Annotated in this window: 17 protein-coding genes and 2 tRNA genes; 16 read left to right on the top strand and 3 right to left on the bottom strand. The window is 52.1% G+C overall.

The window, feature by feature from the left end:
- Window positions 1–167: 167 nt before the first annotated feature.
- The 10 genes from CCY32_RS13905 to gloA all read left to right on the top strand — a co-directional run bounded on the left by CCY32_RS13905 (window position 168) and on the right by gloA (window position 7,359).
- Window positions 168–244: transfer RNA gene (locus CCY32_RS13905), tRNA-Asn, on the top strand.
- Window positions 245–268: 24 nt separating this feature from the next.
- Window positions 269–345 (top strand) — tRNA-Asn (locus tag CCY32_RS13900).
- 152 nt (window positions 346–497) lie between these two features.
- Window positions 498–1,079: an electron transport complex subunit RsxA gene (rsxA, locus tag CCY32_RS13895; protein ID WP_088331705.1), complete on the top strand. Its 582-nt coding sequence runs from the start codon at window positions 498–500 to the stop codon at window positions 1,077–1,079.
- Entirely contained in the window at window positions 1,079–1,633 is a 555-nt protein-coding gene (gene rsxB / locus CCY32_RS13890) for an electron transport complex subunit RsxB (RefSeq protein ID WP_088331703.1), read from the top strand. The genes rsxA and rsxB overlap by 1 nt, the downstream gene beginning before the upstream one ends.
- A gap of 27 nt (window positions 1,634–1,660) precedes the next feature.
- Complete coding sequence (gene rsxC / locus CCY32_RS13885; protein ID WP_246840624.1) at window positions 1,661–3,835, top strand: electron transport complex subunit RsxC; 2,175 nt, start codon at window positions 1,661–1,663, stop codon at window positions 3,833–3,835.
- Window positions 3,832–4,908: an electron transport complex subunit RsxD gene (gene rsxD, locus CCY32_RS13880; RefSeq protein WP_088331701.1), complete on the top strand. Its 1,077-nt coding sequence runs from the start codon at window positions 3,832–3,834 to the stop codon at window positions 4,906–4,908. Before rsxC ends, rsxD begins: the two co-directional genes overlap by 4 nt.
- The gene (gene rsxG / locus CCY32_RS13875) at window positions 4,905–5,561 is read left to right on the top strand and encodes an electron transport complex subunit RsxG (RefSeq protein ID WP_088331700.1); all 657 of its coding nucleotides are present in this window, start codon (window positions 4,905–4,907) and stop codon (window positions 5,559–5,561) included. The genes rsxD and rsxG overlap by 4 nt, the downstream gene beginning before the upstream one ends.
- A complete protein-coding gene (locus CCY32_RS13870) occupies window positions 5,554–6,246 on the top strand; it encodes an electron transport complex subunit E (protein ID WP_088331699.1) in 693 nt (230 codons plus the stop codon). Before rsxG ends, CCY32_RS13870 begins: the two co-directional genes overlap by 8 nt.
- Window positions 6,247–6,250: 4 nt before the next feature.
- On the top strand, window positions 6,251–6,886 hold the full coding sequence (gene nth, locus CCY32_RS13865; RefSeq protein WP_088331698.1) for an endonuclease III: 636 nt from the start codon (window positions 6,251–6,253) through the stop codon (window positions 6,884–6,886).
- An 89-nt stretch (window positions 6,887–6,975) separates the two neighbouring features.
- Complete coding sequence (gene gloA / locus CCY32_RS13860) at window positions 6,976–7,359, top strand: lactoylglutathione lyase (protein WP_088331697.1); 384 nt, start codon at window positions 6,976–6,978, stop codon at window positions 7,357–7,359.
- A 78-nt stretch (window positions 7,360–7,437) separates the two neighbouring features.
- On the opposite strand, the gene CCY32_RS13855 is transcribed toward gloA, so the two are convergent.
- Window positions 7,438–8,301, bottom strand: coding sequence for an OmpA family protein (locus CCY32_RS13855; protein ID WP_088331696.1), 864 nt, complete (start codon window positions 8,299–8,301; stop codon window positions 7,438–7,440).
- 208 nt (window positions 8,302–8,509) lie between these two features.
- On the opposite strand from CCY32_RS13855, the gene rnt reads away from it, so the two are divergent.
- The 6 genes from rnt to CCY32_RS13825 all read left to right on the top strand — a co-directional run bounded on the left by rnt (window position 8,510) and on the right by CCY32_RS13825 (window position 15,193).
- Entirely contained in the window at window positions 8,510–9,172 is a 663-nt protein-coding gene (rnt, locus tag CCY32_RS13850; RefSeq protein WP_088331695.1) for a ribonuclease T, read from the top strand.
- The gene (gene tsaA / locus CCY32_RS13845; RefSeq protein ID WP_088331694.1) at window positions 9,159–9,890 is read left to right on the top strand and encodes a tRNA (N6-threonylcarbamoyladenosine(37)-N6)-methyltransferase TrmO; all 732 of its coding nucleotides are present in this window, start codon (window positions 9,159–9,161) and stop codon (window positions 9,888–9,890) included. The genes rnt and tsaA overlap by 14 nt, the downstream gene beginning before the upstream one ends.
- Before the next feature lie 121 nt (window positions 9,891–10,011).
- Window positions 10,012–11,721 (top strand): proline--tRNA ligase, encoded by a 1,710-nt coding sequence (locus CCY32_RS13840; protein WP_088331820.1) that lies wholly within the window; start codon window positions 10,012–10,014, stop codon window positions 11,719–11,721.
- A 376-nt stretch (window positions 11,722–12,097) separates the two neighbouring features.
- The gene (locus CCY32_RS13835) at window positions 12,098–12,937 is read left to right on the top strand and encodes an MBL fold metallo-hydrolase (RefSeq protein ID WP_088331688.1); all 840 of its coding nucleotides are present in this window, start codon (window positions 12,098–12,100) and stop codon (window positions 12,935–12,937) included.
- Window positions 12,938–13,102: 165 nt separating this feature from the next.
- On the top strand, window positions 13,103–14,230 hold the full coding sequence (locus tag CCY32_RS13830) for a patatin-like phospholipase family protein (protein WP_088331686.1): 1,128 nt from the start codon (window positions 13,103–13,105) through the stop codon (window positions 14,228–14,230).
- Window positions 14,231–14,308: 78 nt separating this feature from the next.
- A complete protein-coding gene (locus tag CCY32_RS13825) occupies window positions 14,309–15,193 on the top strand; it encodes a GGDEF domain-containing protein (protein WP_088331684.1) in 885 nt (294 codons plus the stop codon).
- A 60-nt stretch (window positions 15,194–15,253) separates the two neighbouring features.
- Here the strand turns inward: CCY32_RS13825 and tilS are convergent, their stop codons facing one another.
- Window positions 15,254–16,573 carry a tRNA lysidine(34) synthetase TilS gene (gene tilS, locus CCY32_RS13820; protein ID WP_088331682.1) on the bottom strand — a complete coding sequence of 440 codons (1,320 nt, stop codon included), beginning with the start codon at window positions 16,571–16,573 and terminating at the stop codon, window positions 15,254–15,256.
- A gap of 40 nt (window positions 16,574–16,613) precedes the next feature.
- Complete coding sequence (accA, locus tag CCY32_RS13815) at window positions 16,614–17,570, bottom strand: acetyl-CoA carboxylase carboxyl transferase subunit alpha (protein WP_088331680.1); 957 nt, start codon at window positions 17,568–17,570, stop codon at window positions 16,614–16,616.
- Window positions 17,571–17,592: the final 22 nt, after the last annotated feature.

Raw genomic sequence — 17,592 nt, 5'->3', positions numbered from 1 at the left:
TTTGCAACCTGTTTTACCTTTATTGCTCAGCAAATCAACAGAAAGGCATAAAGGCGCAAAAATAATCGTCTCCACTGTTGACAGTAACAGAAGGCCTCATTAATATTCGCCTCCGTTGAAAACGGCGGTGACCTCAGGTTACTGGTAGCTTCAACATGAATTTCTGCTCCCCCTTAGCTCAGTTGGTTAGAGCGACGGACTGTTAATCCGCAGGTCCCCCGTTCGAGTCGGGGAGGGGGAGCCAAATTCTCTATCACGTTTCTGCTGTTCCCCCTTAGCTCAGTTGGTTAGAGCGACGGACTGTTAATCCGCAGGTCCCCCGTTCGAGTCGGGGAGGGGGAGCCATCTTGCAGCGCTCACAATAACTTCACTATTTTGTGCACATTTATGCACAACACTCTTGAAATATCCCTAATAATATCAAGTTGTTAATCAGTGCATAAACACGGATAATGGGCGCCATTTTTTAATGCACCAAAAAGGCTGTGAACTGAGGTATGACTGAGTACTTACTGTTGCTGATTGGCACGGTACTGGTAAACAACTTTGTATTAGTGAACTTTCTGGGTTTGTGCCCTTTTATGGGCGTGTCGAGTAAGCTGGAAACAGCCATTGGCATGTCTATGGCCACAACCTTCGTTCTCACCCTGGCATCGTTGAGCAGTTACCTGATAGAGCACTATATCCTGCTACCGCTGGATATTGGCTATCTGCGCACCCTCAGCTTCATTCTGGTCATCGCCGTAGTCGTGCAGTTTACAGAAATGGTCGTGCATAAAACCAGTCCAACCCTATACCGTTTGTTGGGTATCTTCCTGCCACTGATTACCACTAACTGTGCGGTGCTGGGTGTGGCTTTGTTGAACGTTCGCGAGCAGCATAATTTTGTCGAATCGATTATCTATGGACTGGGCGCGGCGTTGGGCTTCTCGTTAGTGTTGATATTATTCGCCGCCATGCGTGAAAGGTTGGCAGCGGCGAATGTACCGGCGCCGTTTAAAGGCGCTTCCATTGCCATGATCACCGCTGGACTTATGTCGCTGGCCTTTATGGGCTTCACCGGACTGGTAAAACTCTGATGTCGGTTCTCGTTGCACTGCTAGCCATTGGCGCACTGGCGCTGATTTTTGGCCTGATATTAGGTTATGCAGCGGTGCGTTTTAAGGTCAAGAGTGACCCCCTGGTGGATCAAATCGATGCTATCTTGCCGCAAACGCAGTGCGGACAATGTGGCTATCCCGGCTGTCGGCCCTATGCGCAAGCCATTGCCGAGGGAGATGAGATCAATAAATGTCCCCCAGGCGGAGAAACCACCATCAGGCATCTGGCCGATCTCATGGGGGTAGAAGCTAAACCGCTGGACAGCGCACATGGTGAAGAGGACATCAAGAAGGTCGCTTACATTCGCGAGGATGAATGCATCGGTTGCACCAAATGCATTCAAGCCTGTCCGGTAGACGCCATCGTCGGGGCGTCGAAACAAATGCATACCGTGATTGTCGATGAGTGCACAGGTTGTGATCTGTGTGTGGATCCCTGCCCTGTCGATTGTATCGACATGGTGCCGCTGAGACCCACGGTTTCATCCTGGCGCTGGCAGTTAGAAAGCATTGCTGTGAAGAACGTAGAATAAACTAGGTCTGATTGAATAGGATTTCCATTGCAGTCACTGATAGAAAAAATTCGCCAGGGCAGCTTCTCGGACTTTCCGGGGGGAGTCTATCCGCAACAATTCAAAGAATTGTCTAATCAGACACCGATCTCGCGTATTCCCCTACCCGAAAAACTGTATATTCCCGTCAAGCAACACATCGGGGTGGAGGGCCAGATCAAGGTTGCCGTGGGTGACCGCGTCAACAAAGGCCAACCTCTAACGCAGAGCATGAATCCCTTCGCTGTGCCGGTGCATGCTTCGACCTCAGGTGAAATCACGGCGATCCGCGAACATGTCTCCGCACATCCTTCCGGGCTGCCTGAGACCACCATAGAGCTGACCCCTGATGGTGAGGAACATTGGGTAGAACTCACGCCTATGCTCGACTATCGGCAGCACCCGAAAAGTGAGGTACTGGAAGCCATCTGCCGTGCCGGTATCAGTGGCCTGGGTGGGGCCGGATTTCCCACACACATTAAAGTCACTCCCAAAAAAGACATTGAGTTTCTGATTATCAATGGCGTTGAGTGTGAGCCTTACATCAGCGCTGACGACAGACTCATGCGGGAACACAGCTGGCAAATTCGCCAGGGTATCGACATTCTCTGTCACCTGCTCAACCCCAAATACGTATTGATCGCTATAGAGGACAATAAGCCTGAGGCCATTCATGCCATGCAGGTGGCTTGTCAGGAAAATTCCGACTACATCATCTGCAGCGTGCCCACCAAGTATCCGGCCGGTGGTGAGAAGCAATTGATTCAGGTTCTCACCAACCGCGAAGTGCCCCACAATGGCTTGCCCGTGGATGTGGGCGTGGTAATGCAAAACGTAGCCACCTGCTATGCCGTTGCCGATGCGATTTTCACCGGTAAACCACTGATCCATCGCGTCGTAACATTAACGGGCAAGGCACTCAGAAACCCCGGTAATGTCTGGGCCTTGCTGGGCACACCTATCGCCCATTTGCTGGCACAGGCAGATGTGGATAAACAGCAGCAGCAAAAGCTGATCATGGGCGGCCCGATGATGGGATTTGAACTGGTGTCAGATCAGATCCCCGTGGTCAAAATTACAAATTGCCTCCTTGCACCAGGGGTGAAAGAGATGCCCGACATGGGCCCGGAACAACCCTGTATTCGCTGCAGTGCCTGTGCAGATGCCTGCCCGGCAGAACTGCTGCCACAACAGCTGTTCTGGCACGCCCAGGCTAAAGAATTAGAAAAAGCCAAAGATTACAACCTGTTTGACTGTATCGAGTGCGGGGCCTGTGCCTATGTCTGCCCCAGCAAAATTCCGTTGGTGCATTATTATCGGGTGGCTAAGGCAGAAATCCGCACACAGGAAGAAGAGAAGCAAAAAGCCGATAAAGCCCGTGAACGCTTTGAAGCCAGAAAGCTACGACTGGAGCAGGAAAAGGCCGAGCGTGAAGCCCGCCATAAACGCGCCAGCGAGGCGAGAAAGGCCGCAATGCAGGAAGATGATGGGGGCAGTCAAGCCCGCATCGCCGCGACACTGGCCCGGGCGAAAGCCAAACAGGAGGATAACGGAGCACCGTCAGATAACAGCGACAAGGTGGCCGCCGCCATCGCCCGCGCCAAAGCCAGAAAAGCACAGGCCTCGTCGTCCGGCAACGAGGTACAACCCGATGCAAACGCGGGACAGGATGACAAAGCCGCGAAAGTCGCCGCAGCGGTCGCTCGCGCTAAAGCAAAGAAACAATCGACGCAAAAGACAACGACACCAGAGCAGCCTGACGCACCTGAACAGGATGACAAAGCGGCTAAAGTCGCTGCAGCGGTCGCCCGCGCTAAAGCGAAAAAACAATCGGCACAAAAGACAACGACACCAGAGCAGCCTGACGCACCTGAACAGGATGACAAAGCCGCTAAAGTCGCTGCAGCGGTCGCCCGCGCTAAAGCGAAAAAACAATCGGCACAAAAGACAACGACACCAGAGCAGCCTGAATCACCTGAACAAGATGACAAAGCCGCCAGGGTCGCTGCGGCGGTTGCCCGGGCCAAAGCGAAAAAAGCATCGCGAGCGCAACAACAAGCCCATGAAGAGTCAGAACAAGAGGTTCAGCCTATTGCCGCTGACAGTGAGAAAAAGCGTAAGGTGGCAGAAGCCATTGCCCGGGCGAAAGCGAAAAAAGCCATGAAGGATAAAAACTCATCATGAAGTCATCCGTAAGCAGCTCACCGCATCAATACCATCAGCGCAGCACTGCTCAGCTCATGCGCCTGGTTTGCTATGCCACCCTGCCCGGCTTTGCGGCGCAGCTGTGGTTCTTTGGCTGGGGCACCCTGATTCAGTTTCTCATTGCCGCAACCGTGGCACTGGTAACAGAAGCCGCTATCCTGGAATGCCGCAAACAGGATTTTGAAAAGGCCCTGTCCGATTGTAGCGCCCTGCTCACTGCCTTGCTGCTGGCGTTGTGTCTGCCCCCGCTGGCAGAATGGTGGGTAACCGCTATCGGTGCGTTTTTTGCCATCGCCATTGTCAAACAGCTGTATGGTGGGCTGGGCTTTAATTTATTTAACCCGGCGATGGCAGCGTATATTGCGTTACTGGTGTCTTTTCCTGTGGCCATGACCTCCTGGTTGCCACCGCAGGAACTTGCCGCCCGCGGATATGACCTGCTGGATGCCTGCTACCTGATCTTTACGGGCTATACAGCCGAGGGGTACAGTCTCAATCAGGTACGTAACCTGGCGGATGGATATACCATGGCTACCCCGCTCGATAGTGTCAAAACTGACCTGAGTCAGGGATTCACCTACACCGAAGCCCTCACCAAGCAGCCCTTCACGGATGGCCTGGGAATTGGCTGGTTCTGGATAAATCTCGCCTACCTGTGTGGTGGTTTGTTCCTGCTCAAAATGCGTGCAATCAAATGGCATATCCCCGTAAGTATGCTGGCTGCGATGGCGGTGATCGCGCTCATTCTGCATCTGAGCAATAGCGATGTGTACCCCTCAGTGATGTTCCACCTGCTCAGTGGCGGCACTATGCTGGGGGCCTTCTTTATTGCTACCGATCCTGTTTCCGCCAGCACTACTGACAAAGGACGGCTGATGTATGGCGCTCTCATCGGTGCCTGGATCATTATCATCCGAACCTGGGGAGGTTACCCCGATGCCATCGCTTTTGCAGTTGTGCTGACTAATATGGCAGTGCCACTGATTGACTACTACACCCGTCCGCGTACCTATGGTCACAGCCGTTCAGTCAAAAAGGTGAAAAAGTCATGACCCAAAGTATGCAGAAAAATGGTCTGATTCTGGCCGCCTTTGCACTGGTGACAACGGCATTGATTGCACTGACCGATATGTTCACCCGTCCCATAATTGCTGAACAACAGCGCAATGAATTGCAGCAAACCCTTAACAGCATCATTCCACCGGATTGGCACGACAATGAGCTGGAGCAGGATTGTACCCGCGTGACGGCCCCCGACTTGCTGGGCAATCAGGAGCCTAAAACCCTTTATCGGGCGAGTCTTAATGGTGAGCCTCAGGCACTGGCCATCGAGACCATGACGCCCAATGGCTACAGCGGTAACATTCACCTGCTGGTGGGCATTGATATGCAGGGTGTAATCAGCGGTGTTCGGGTATTGCAGCACAGGGAGACGCCGGGGCTGGGGGATAAAATCGATCGCCGAATCTCTGACTGGATCTTAAGCTTCGATGGCAAATCCCTGGATAACACCCACCCGCAGAGCTGGGCGGTGCGCAAGGACGGTGGCGATTTCGATCAGTTCACCGGTGCCACCATCACCCCCCGGGCAGTCATTGAAGCGGTCAGAGACACCCTTGTGTTTGCTTCCGAAAACCGCCAACGTATTTTGCAGGCGCCCAATCAGTGTGGGCCAACAACCCAAGCAGAGGATGAGCATGAGTGAATATCAGGCCCTGTCTCATCAGGGATTATGGAAGAATAATGCCGCTCTGGTGCAATTGTTGGGACTGTGTCCTTTATTGGCCGTCACCGGTACCTTGATCAACGGTCTGGGTCTGGGACTCGCCACCACACTGGTGCTAATCGGTTCCAATACCACGGTTTCTCTGGTGCGTAATCTGGTGCCCAATGAAATTCGCATACCCATTTTTGTGATGATCATCGCCGCCTTTGTAACCATAGTGCAGCTGCTGATGAACGCCTTTACCTTCAACCTTTACCTGGCTCTGGGGATTTTTATCCCACTGATCGTAACCAACTGCGCCATTATTGGCAGAGCCGAAGCCTATGCGTCTAAAAATCCGGTGAAATATGCCGCCTTTGACGGGCTGATGATGGGAATCGGGTTTTCAGCCGTATTGATATTGCTGGGGGCACTGCGTGAAGTCCTGGGCTATGGCACCTTATTTGCCGGAGCCGAATTCCTGTTTGGTGATTGGGCCAGGGCTTTGCACATTACCCTGTTTGAAACAGAACATAACTTTTTGCTGGCGATTTTGCCCCCCGGCGCATTTATTGGTTTGGGGTTACTGATTGCCGTTAAAAACGCATTAGACAGACGGGTGGAGCAACTTATCAGCAAACCGCAAAAAGTCATAGAGCGGGCCCGGGTCACGACAGAGAGCTAGTTGTATGAATCAGATAAAACGCAAAGAGATATTAACCCGCTTGCGTGACGATAATCCCCACCCTACCACTGAGCTCAATTACAGTTCGCCCTTCGAGCTGCTGATTGCCGTTATCTTGTCCGCGCAGGCCACAGATGTGGGCGTCAACAAGGCCACCACAAAGCTGTTTCCGATTGCCAACACCCCTGAGGACATTCTGGCATTGGGTGTTGAGGGACTGAAGGATTACATTAAAACCATTGGTCTGTTTAACGCCAAAGCTGAAAACGTGATCAAAACCTGCCGTATTCTGGTTGAACAACATGGTTCCCAGGTACCCGAAAACAGAAGCGCGCTGGAAGCCTTACCCGGTGTTGGTCGCAAAACCGCCAATGTGGTCCTCAACACCGCCTTTGGCTGGCCCACTATTGCCGTTGATACTCATATTTTCAGGGTCAGTAACAGAACCGGACTGGCTAAAGGAAAAAACGTCAACGAGGTAGAGCAAAAACTGCTTAAAGTCGTGCCTAAAGAGTTTAAAGTGGACGTTCACCACTGGCTGATTCTGCATGGTCGTTATATCTGTGTTGCCAGAAAGCCGCGCTGTGGCGCCTGCCTGATTGAAGACTTGTGTGAATTTAAAGAAAAGGCCGATACCTAGCAGACGTGGTTGCACTCACCGCACGCAATCCCTCTTTGTAAGAGTGGCCAGACACCTGATTTATGTACCCTAATTAACAGGCGAAAAAAATGCGATTACTCCACACCATGCTCAGAGTAGGAAACCTTCAGCGCTCCATCGAGTTTTATACACAGTGCTTAGGCATGCAGTTATTGCGTCAGTCTGAGAATCCGCAATACCGCTACACGCTGGCTTTTGTCGGTTATGGCGACGAAGCCGAAAACAGTGTCCTGGAGCTGACCTATAACTGGGATAAAGATCACTATGAGATAGGTGAGGCCTTTGGTCATATTGCCATAGGCTGTGAAGATATTTATGCCCTGTGCGACACCCTCAGCGCCCGAGGCGCAGATGTCTACAGAGCACCGGGACCGGTCAAAGGTGGGAGCACGGTCATAGCGTTTGTACGGGACCCCGATGGTTACGCTATTGAGCTTATCCAACGCCCCTGAGGCCAGCTTACTGTTGCCCTGTCAGGCAAAAACCCTGAAAAGTCTCGCAAAGGCCTCTGGCGCCCTTTTTGCCATGTCCTAGAGTCTGTCCATACGAATGACAACACGGCGGTTTTTCGCCCGCGACATCTCGGTGGTATTGGGGGCGATATGGCGACGCTCGCCGTGACCTGTTACCTCAATTCGCTCTTCCGCCACGCCCATGCCGGTAAAGTGGGTTTTAATTTTCTCAGCCCGGCGTAAGGATAACTGCAGGTTATTCCAGCTACCGCCATAACTGTCGGTATAGGCATCCAGCAGCACCAGCTCTAGCTCCTGATCCTCTTTGAGGTACTCGCCGATCATATTGAGCTTTTTCTTTGACTGACGGGTCAATTCATCAGAGTTTTTCTCATACGTCAGCACCGAATAGGCAATATCCTCAAAACTAAAGGGCAGCAAATTGGCAACACATTGCGAAAAGGCATAGTAGTGCTGCACAAAGTTACTGGCATTGAGACCCACCGCCACTTTGTCGTAAGGGTTGTACCAGTCCTGATAATAAATGGTTGGCCAGTAGCCTTTTTCCAGCTCAGACAAAATCGTCCAGGCTGCTTGCTCGGGCAGGTCGCCATTGAACTGCTTGCGAATAGACATATCAGTAATTTCTTTTTGCATCGCGCCCGGCATCCAGCTCGGTGGGATGGAATACACTGCGGCAACCCCGTAGTCTTTGGGTAATCGCTGCATCGCCAGTTCAAATTCCAGGTTCAGTTCCTTGCTGGCCTGGCTGGTAAACAATGCATCACCATAGCCGGGGATAGTGTGACTCAAGGTACACTGCAATCGTGACTGGTTGCTCAGTTGCCACTGTGAATTCTCCACTTTGGCGGCATAGTGCCGGATACTGGCCGCCGCAGGCATCGCCATTATCACCATCAGTGCCACAATACACTTTTTCATGCGTTATCCTGTTTCCACACCGTTGCAATCGCCCGGATCATGGCATTGCCATAGGCCCGTTTGCGAGACTATTGTGATTGCCACATCCGCTCAGTGGATGAGACAACCCCTACTATAGCCATATTATCGGCAATCGCACCGCTCACTTGATGGCAAAATAGCAGCAGTATTGTCATAATACTGCGCCCAACAAGCAATCAAGGTCAACATGTCAGCGACAACGCCACAACTCAAGCAGCGATTCAGAGGATATTTCCCGGTTGTTATCGATGTCGAAACGGCTGGATTTAACCATCGCACCGATGCCTTGCTGGAGATCGCTGCCGTCACACTGAAACTGGACGAACAGGGGCTGTTGCAAAAAGATCAGACCTTTCATCATCATATCCAGCCTTTTGAAGGCGCCAATCTGGAAAAGGCCGCGCTGGAATTCAATGGCATTGATCCCTATTGTGCACTACGCGGCGCCATTGATGAAACAGACGCCATGAAGGACTTGTGTAAACAGATCCGCAAGCAACAGAAGCAGGCTGAGTGTCAGCGCTCGGTCATCGTCGCCCACAATGCAGCCTTTGATCAGAACTTCGTTAACGCCGCCATAGAGCGAGCCAGTATCAAGCGGACGCCCTTTCATCCTTTTGTGTCATTTGACACCACCAGTCTGGCTGCACTGGCCTTTGGTCAGACTGTGCTGGTTAAAGCCTGTCAGGCCGCACAAATCAGTTTCGACCAGAATGAAGCCCATTCAGCACTGTACGACGCCTCGAAAACAGCGGATTTGTTTTGCACCATTGTAAATCGCTGGCATCAGCTCGGGGGATGGCCGCTCAACAACAGTCAGCCCGACAGTGACACCCATGAACACGACTGAGTCACCGCCGCCATCAGGCGCAATGTCACTGCAGCCCATCGGGCTTATCCATACCCCTTATAAACAGAAGTTTGCCATTCCCCGTCAACCAGGCCTGGTCAAAGAAGCGGTGGGGGAAATTCGCTTCTTTCCTCCTTTCAATGACCTCAACTGTTTTCGCGGTATTGAACAGTTCTCTCACCTGTGGCTGGTGTTTCAGTTTCACCAGACCCAGACTCGGGGCTGGAAACCCACCGTCAGACCACCGCGACTGGGGGGCAATCAGCGCATGGGTGTGTTCGCCAGCCGCAGCACCCATCGCCCCAATAATCTGGGGATATCGGTGGTGGAGTTCCTGCATCTTCACCAACACCAGGGGCAGGTGTGTTTGCAGGTACGGGGCATGGACTTGCTCGATGGCACACCGATTATCGATATTAAGCCTTACCTTTCCTATGCGGATGCTCATCCGGATGCCGTTTCAGGCTATGCCGTGTCACCGCCGCCATGTTTGTCAGTAGACTTTTCGTCGCAGGCACAGGCGCAACTCGGGCAGGTGTGCTCAGAGCCGCAAAAAATGAAAAACCTGATTGAAGCGGTGCTGGCTCAGGATCCCCGTCCGGCCTATAAAACAGCGCAAGCTCTGCCACAATCTTATGCCATGCGTCTGGATAACCTGAATATTCACTGGCAAAGTGTAGATAACCGCATTGAAGTCACGGCCATTGAGCTGATTTGACGTAAAAATGCATAAAAATCTACTTACTGTACTTCTGCCCTGACGGGGGTGCTGTTAGAATGGCGCCCGATTTTCGGACAAGGTACCTTGATCAACGGGTGCCCATTATTGAGTGATGCCTATGCGAAGCAGTCAGTATTTACTATCAACCAAAAAAGAAACACCAGCGAGCGCAGAAATTATCAGCCATCAGCTGATGATTCGGGCTGGGATGATCCGCAAACTGGCTTCAGGCATGTATACCTGGCTTCCCACCGGGCTCAGAGTGCTCAATAAGGTTACCCAGATTGTCCGCGAAGAGATGGTCAAAGCGGGCGCGCTGGAGATCCTGATGCCGATGGTACAACCGGCTGACCTGTGGCAGGAGTCTGGTCGCTGGGACGAGTATGGTCCGGAATTATTGCGTCTCAATGATCGCCATAAACGGGACTTCGTCCTCGGTCCCACACATGAAGAAGTGATCACCAATCTGGTGAAACGGGAAGTCAGCAGTTACAAACAGCTTCCGCTGAATCTGTTTCAGATCCAGACAAAATTCCGTGATGAGGTGCGCCCCCGGTTTGGTGTGATGCGCAGTCGCGAATTTATCATGAAAGATGCCTATTCCTTCCACCTCACACAGGAATCACTGGAAGAGTCTTACCAGCAAATGTTTCGCGCCTATTGCAATATCTTTGAACGCATTGGCCTGAGCTATCGCCCTGTCATCGCCGACAACGGCTCCATCGGCGGAAGTATGTCACATGAATTTCATGTTCTGGCGGACTCCGGCGAAGATGCCATTGCCTTTAGCACAGAATCTGAGTTTGCCGCCAATGTGGAAATGGCCGAGCTTACCCCAAGTGAATTAGCTCCCGATGCACCGCAGGGTGAAATGCATCTGGTAGAAACGCCTAAGGCCACTACTATCGCTGAACTGGTTGAACAATTCCCTGTTGCGGTAGAGAAAACCGTAAAAACCCTGGTGGTCAAAGCCAGTGATGAGTGTGACAGTGACCTGATTGCCTTACTGGTTCGCGGCGACCATCAACTCAATGAGGTGAAAGCTGAAAAATTACCGCAGGTCGCGGCGCCTCTGACCTTTGCAAGCGAAGAAGACATTCGCCGCACCATTGGTGCAGGTCCTGGCTCACTGGGCCCGGTTAATCTGCCCATCCCCTTTATTATCGACCATAGCGTGGCTGGCATCAGTGATTTTGCTGCCGGTGCCAACATTGATGGTAAACACTTTTTCAATATTAACTGGTACCGCGATCTGGAACCCGGAGACAGCGCAGATATTCGTAATGTACAGGCTGGCGACCCTTCTCCGGATGGTAAGGGAGTGCTGGAAATAAAGCGTGGTATCGAAGTCGGTCATATCTTCCAGTTAGGTGACAAGTACTCTCAGTCGATGAACTGCGGAGTGCTGACCGAATCAGGCAAACACCAGCCACTGTCGATGGGCTGTTATGGTATCGGCGTTACCCGTATTGTCGCCGCGGCCATCGAACAGAATCATGATAAGTTTGGTATTACCTGGCCTGACGCCATTGCCCCCTTCAAAGTCGCCATCATTCCTATGAATATGCACAAATCTCACCGTATTCAGGAAGCCGCCAACCAACTCTATCAGGAACTGCTGGAAGCAGGTGTGGATGTGCTGATTGATGATCGCAAAGAACGCCCGGGCGTGATGTTTGCCGATATGGAACTGGTGGGTATTCCCCATCAGATTATCATCGGTGAACGCAACCTGGATGAAAACAACGTGGAATACAAGAATCGTCGCAGTGGTGACAAACAGCTGATGTCACTGAGTGAGATTTCGGGCTTTGTAAAAGCCCTGTAACAACAGGGTCAACATGGTTTCTCGTCCTTGCCAGCGGTGTGCTATGCACACTCTGGCATTGCCCTTACGCTGCACGTCACACCTGCCCGGATAGAGCTTTGGCAGCGCCGCCGCTCTTTTTACTTTATACCGTCTTCCAGCCGCTACTCTGACAGAAAATCTCTGTCCCCGGTAACGCTGTTACGATGGTTCAGTTTGTCCCATCGTCCTGTTAGCCACCAGCGATAAAGCGCCAGCACAGTAACCAATCAATAACACCCTGTCAGGTTATACAAATATTAACAGGAATATACCTGAGAAAAGCTGATCCAACGTCGCCGATGCTGTAGCTTATAATAAAGGGGTATCCTTGATTCAGAACAGGTCAGACTAATCTATGAAATTAACCTTTTATGGTGTCAGAGGTTCAGTGCCCACTCCGGGGCCAGAGTATGTTCGCTATGGCGGTAACACAGCCTGCGTGCATATTGAGCTGGATGACGGCACGGATATCATTCTCGATGCCGGCACGGGCATCCGTACTCTGGGTAAAAAGCTGATCCAGAAAGAAAATGATATACATCTGCTGCTGACCCATAATCACTGGGATCATATTCAGGGTTTTCCGTTTTTTGCGCCTATCTATCAGCCAGACAGAAATATTTTTATCACCCCCGGACAAACCACGCCAGACCAGCCAAACGCCATACTCGAGCAAATGAACGGCAGCTATTTCCCGGTCAATTACCGAGACCTGCCTGCCAATATCAATATCCAACCGGTGGCGGACAGCACCTCCAGCTGGTCCTTAAACAGCGCGACCATCAGCCGCAACAAAATGAATCATCCGGGTAATGGCAGTGCCTTTGTCATTGAGGCAGACAATGCCAAAGTGGCCTATATCACCGACAATGAACTCTACCCGCCTTACAAAAAAGCCACGGATTTTCTTGAATGGGTCGACTTTGCCAAGGACGCCGATTTGATTATCCATGATGCCCAATACATGTTATCGGATATGCCGAAAAAGTCCGGCTGGGGACACTCTATCGCCGAGGAAGCCGTGAAATTGGCCATGGCATGTCGGGCAAAACGACTGGCGCTATACAGTCATGACGAGGTGCGCACCGACAGTGAAATCGAATCACTGGAGCATCACTGTCAGGAGGTCATCGAAATCGGACAAATGGATTTACAACTGTTCGCCGCCGCTGAAGGCATTTGTATTGAATTTTAAAACGGGCATCGTGACGGTGTTTAGCAGGCAACAAACCGTCACACGCTGATTCACGCTCAGAATGCACAGATTCATGGTATTACCCCACCACTTGCACACTCCTCAATGCTAAACTAACTGACTTTATGACAGCCGCCAGAACCATTTGAATGTGTAGGACGGAATATGCTGGAACGACATAGATTTTCCCTGCTTCTCAGTGGTGGTGGCGCCCGCGCTGCCTATCAGGTAGGCGTCCTTAAAGCCATCACCCAACTGCTTCCACGTAGCCATAGTCTGCCGTTCCCGGTGATTTGTGGTACCTCTGCCGGTGCCATCAATGCCACATCCCTGGCCTGTTACGCCTCCTGCTATCATCTGGGGGTAAGAAAAATGGAGTGGGTGTGGAAGAACTTTCGCAGTGAGCAGGTATACGAAAGTGATTTGCTGTCGGTATTTGGGTATTTGCTGAAAAACCAGCTACAGGGTCTGCAAACCAGAGATACACCGCGCCGTCCGAGCAGTCTGCTGGACAACCGGCCCCTTAATCAGTTGCTTCGTCAGAACATGGAGTTCAACCGCATTGATCGTAATATCCAACGGGGTCATCTAAAAGCCATCAGTGTCACGGCATCCAGTTACAGTGCCAATGACTCTATCAGCTTTTTTCAGGGCGACGCCGATCTGTCGTCCTGGCAACGTGCCAAACGCCGGGGACAGATCACCCAGTTGAATGTAGAGCATCTGATGGCCTCATCGGCCATTCCGCTGGTTTTTCCCAGCGTCAGAATCGAAGGGCAGTATTATGGCGATGGTTCTATTCACCAACTGTCTCCATTGAGCACCCCCATTCATCTGGGCGCAGAGAAAATTCTGGTCATCGGCGTCGAACAGCCAAAGCCGGATAAACAGCATCAGCTTCAGCATCACCCCAGTAGCGCGATGATAGCCGGTCATTTGCTGGACACGATCTTTGCCGATACGCTGCATTCCGATCTTGAGCGGCTCTATCGTATTAACCACACCCTGTCGTTACTCAGCGACAAGCAGCGCCAGGCTACCCACCTTAAACCCATTGATTGCCTCGTCATTAATCCCAAGGTCAATTTCAACGACATTGCCGCTCAGTATTACCGACGTCTGCCTAAAGGTGTACGCACGCTGATGCGGCTTATCGGCATTCGTCCCGATTCGGAATCCAGCTTGCTCAGTTATCTGTTATTTGACGGCCCTTTTTGTCAGGCTTTGATCGATCAGGGCTATCAGGATGGGCTACACCGACTGGAAGAAATCAGCGCCTTTCTGGAGATTTAAGGCTGGCACAACTTTTGCTCACATTCCTGCTAAGAGAACGATGTTTACCTGACGTCAAATATCCGGCAGGAGTGAAATGTGGACCAGTTAGCCCCCTTATACAGTGGTACAGAAAAAGACAGATTCTTCCATTTCGGTGAATCCCGCCGTCTGTTGTCTGATGCGGACATGCTGACCATAATGCAACGTATGTTAAGTACGATTGACATCACTAAGCTTGCCGACATTGCGCTGACCCTGCTTGGCGAGCGCCTCACCGTAACCGGCCTTGAGATCCATGCCCCTGATCAGGGCTATGCGACCGGATTAGCCGGCGTCTATCATCGCCAGCTTGAGGCACCACAACAACTCGATCCGCGTATCTGCGTCACCTACCGCTTTGCCCGCAAGCCTTCGGCCCACGAGGAGCGTTTGTTGCACGAGATGCATGATTGTATCGTCACGCCGCTGGCACACGCCATGGCGCATGCCAGACTGGCCAACATGGCTACCAAGGACCATCTTACGGGTTTAGGTAACCGCGCCAGCTTTGACGAAGCACTGCAACGTCTGATCAGTCATGCTAATCGTAGCGGCAGCCGGTTTGGACTGGTGGTGATTGACATGGATAAATTCAAACTGATCAATGATCAGTACGGTCATCAGGAAGGCGATAAGGTGCTAATCAGCGTCGCCAGGGCTATCAATGACTGTCTGCGTGATACCGACTTTGCCTTTCGTTTTGGCGGCGATGAGTTTTGTTGTTTGATAGAAGATGCCGACGCCAAAGCCCTGCTGTGTATTGGCCAGCGTATTCGCCGGGCAATGAACAGCTATCCGGTGCTGCGCCAGTACAATGCCAGCTGCAGTATCGGTGTCAGCCTGTACCGACAAGGGGATACCAGTGAAAGCCTGTTTGAGCGCGCTGATCTGGCACTCTATCAACTCAAAGAAGCCAACTATCAAGGGGTCGAGTCGGCATAACGGGCCACAGCCCCGATGCTCACAGTCGGCAATACCTTGCCGCCCGTGGCCCAACCTGCGTCAGCGGATTGCCACCCAGAGATCGCGCTCTCCGCTTGCCTCACAGCCTTGTGATACTGCATAGCCCACCACAGCTACCAGCTCTCCCCCATGTCGTAACAAGGGAATGTAAGGACGTTGCCAGGGTGGCACCTTCCAAATCCGAAACCATTGTTTGAGGGGCTTACTCTGCTTCGCGCCAGCAGGTCGAAAGGCTTGCGACCAGCCACTGAACTCGATATTAAGCTCGTCGTACGCTTTTAAACCCAGCCAGCCTGATGACGCATCGGGTCGTGTGCCCGGGACAAAAATGATGTGGCGTCCATCACAAAGACGCAGTTGTGACTCTTTGCGCCAGCAAAGAGGCTCTGGTGAAGCGCCCATCTGGCTCGGCAGCAGGTACACATGCCGGTCAAATCGTCTTAACTGCCAGTCCCCCCATACCAGGCTCGGACAGGCATCCTCACGGGCATGAATCAGTTCTGACTCGATTCGATGCATCATCGCCTGGGGCGGCATCGGTACCCCAAGCTCCGCCAGCCAGCTTCTGATCATGTGTTTTCGCCAGAGCTCGCTGAATTTCATCAGCGCAGGAAGTCGCAGAGTCTGATCATCAGCCATCACCTGCTCAAGGTTCATCCGGCTCTGCTCTTCCAGCAACCTGTGCTGCTGTGCACATAATTCAGCACTACGCGCTATGGCCTTTTGCACACCCGGCCAGCGGTTAGTTAATAAAGGCAACACTTCGTGGCGCAGAAAATTGCGATCAAAGCGCTTGTCCTCGTTCGACTCATCCTCTACCCAGTGCAAGTGATGTTGCCGGGCATAATCACAAAGCTGTTGCTGATCGCATGCTAACAGCGGTCGGATATAGTGCAGGTCGTCTTTTGGTGCGTAAACCGCCATACCGCTTAAGCCTTTCGGGCCAGCACCGCGCTTTAGCTGCAATAACAGCGTCTCCACCTGATCTTGTTGATGCTGTCCCAGCAGGACCATGGCGCCAGCGGGAATCAGATTCGCCAGGGCCTGATAGCGAGCGTTTCTGGCCTGAGCTTCAAGGCTCTCGCCTTGCTGGTGCTGTAAAGCGAGTCGATGGCTGAGAAAGGGGATCGCCATGTCCTCGCAGACCCTGGCGCAATGTTTCTGCCAGCTATCTGCATGTGGACTCAAACCATGATGGATATGCACGGCATGACACGTATGCTGGGGGTGTGTGGAGACAAAACGTGATGCAAGGTGCAGCACAACATGAGAATCCAGCCCCCCACTGTAGGCCACATACAAGGGTTGTGCGGGGGTCAGGTAGCTCAGTAACTGCGCTTCGAAATGGGTATACAACATGGCTTAAAAAAAGAGCCGCTGATGCGGCCCTTACTCATGATCAACAATATCCAAATGACATTAAGCGCTGATAGCGCTCTTCCAGCAGCTCCGGAATAGCCAGTTTTTGCAACTGCGCAAGTTGCTGTTTCAGGCAGGCTTTAAGGTTCGCAGCGGTGCCGTCATAATCTCTGTGAGCACCGCCCAGCGGCTCTTCGACAATGCTGTTTATCAATCCCAGTTTCTTAATCTGTTCCGCGCTGACGCCCATGGCTTCAGCCGCCAATGGTGCCTTCTCGGCACTTTTCCATAGAATGGATGCACAGCCTTCCGGTGAAATAACCGAGTAGGTGCTGTATTTGAGCATGTTAACCCGATCTCCCACACCGATGGCCAGGGCGCCACCGGAGCCCCCTTCACCGATGACGGTACAGATAACCGGCACTTTAAGTCCCGCCATCACCTTGAGATTGCGGGCGATAGCTTCACTCTGCCCACGTTCTTCAGCCCCCACTCCCGGGTAAGCCCCAGGCGTATCAATGAAGGTGATAATGGGAAGACGAAAGCGTTCTGCCACCTCCATCAGTCGCAACGCTTTACGGTATCCCTCAGGTTTGGGCATACCAAAGTTGCGCTTTATCTTTTCCTGCGTGTCACGGCCCTTTTGATGGCCAATAACCATAACCGGTTGCTCATCAAGCTTTGCCAGACCGCCAATGATTGCTTTGTCATCGGCAAAGGCACGATCTCCGGCGAGCTCGTCAAACTCCGTAAAAATACGCGGCAGATAATCGAGCGTATAAGGACGTAACGGATGACGGGCCAGTTGGGACACCTGCCAGGCACCTAAATCACCGAAGATTTTTCTGGTCAGCTCAGCACTTTTCTCCCTGAGCTTGGTGATTTCTTCTTCCAGCCCGACATCGAACTCGCCCCCTTGATTGACCAGGCGTAATTCTTCAATCTTGGCTTCCAAATCTGCGATTGGCTGCTCAAAACTCAGATAGTTCAAACTCATCCCACGACCTTAACTCGTCTGA

Source organism: Lacimicrobium sp. SS2-24 (assembly GCF_002201535.1).
Taxonomy (GTDB): Bacteria; Pseudomonadota; Gammaproteobacteria; order Enterobacterales; family Alteromonadaceae; genus Lacimicrobium.
Note: the sequence above shows the minus strand (reverse complement) of the source record. Positions and strands in the feature narration are given on the sequence as shown.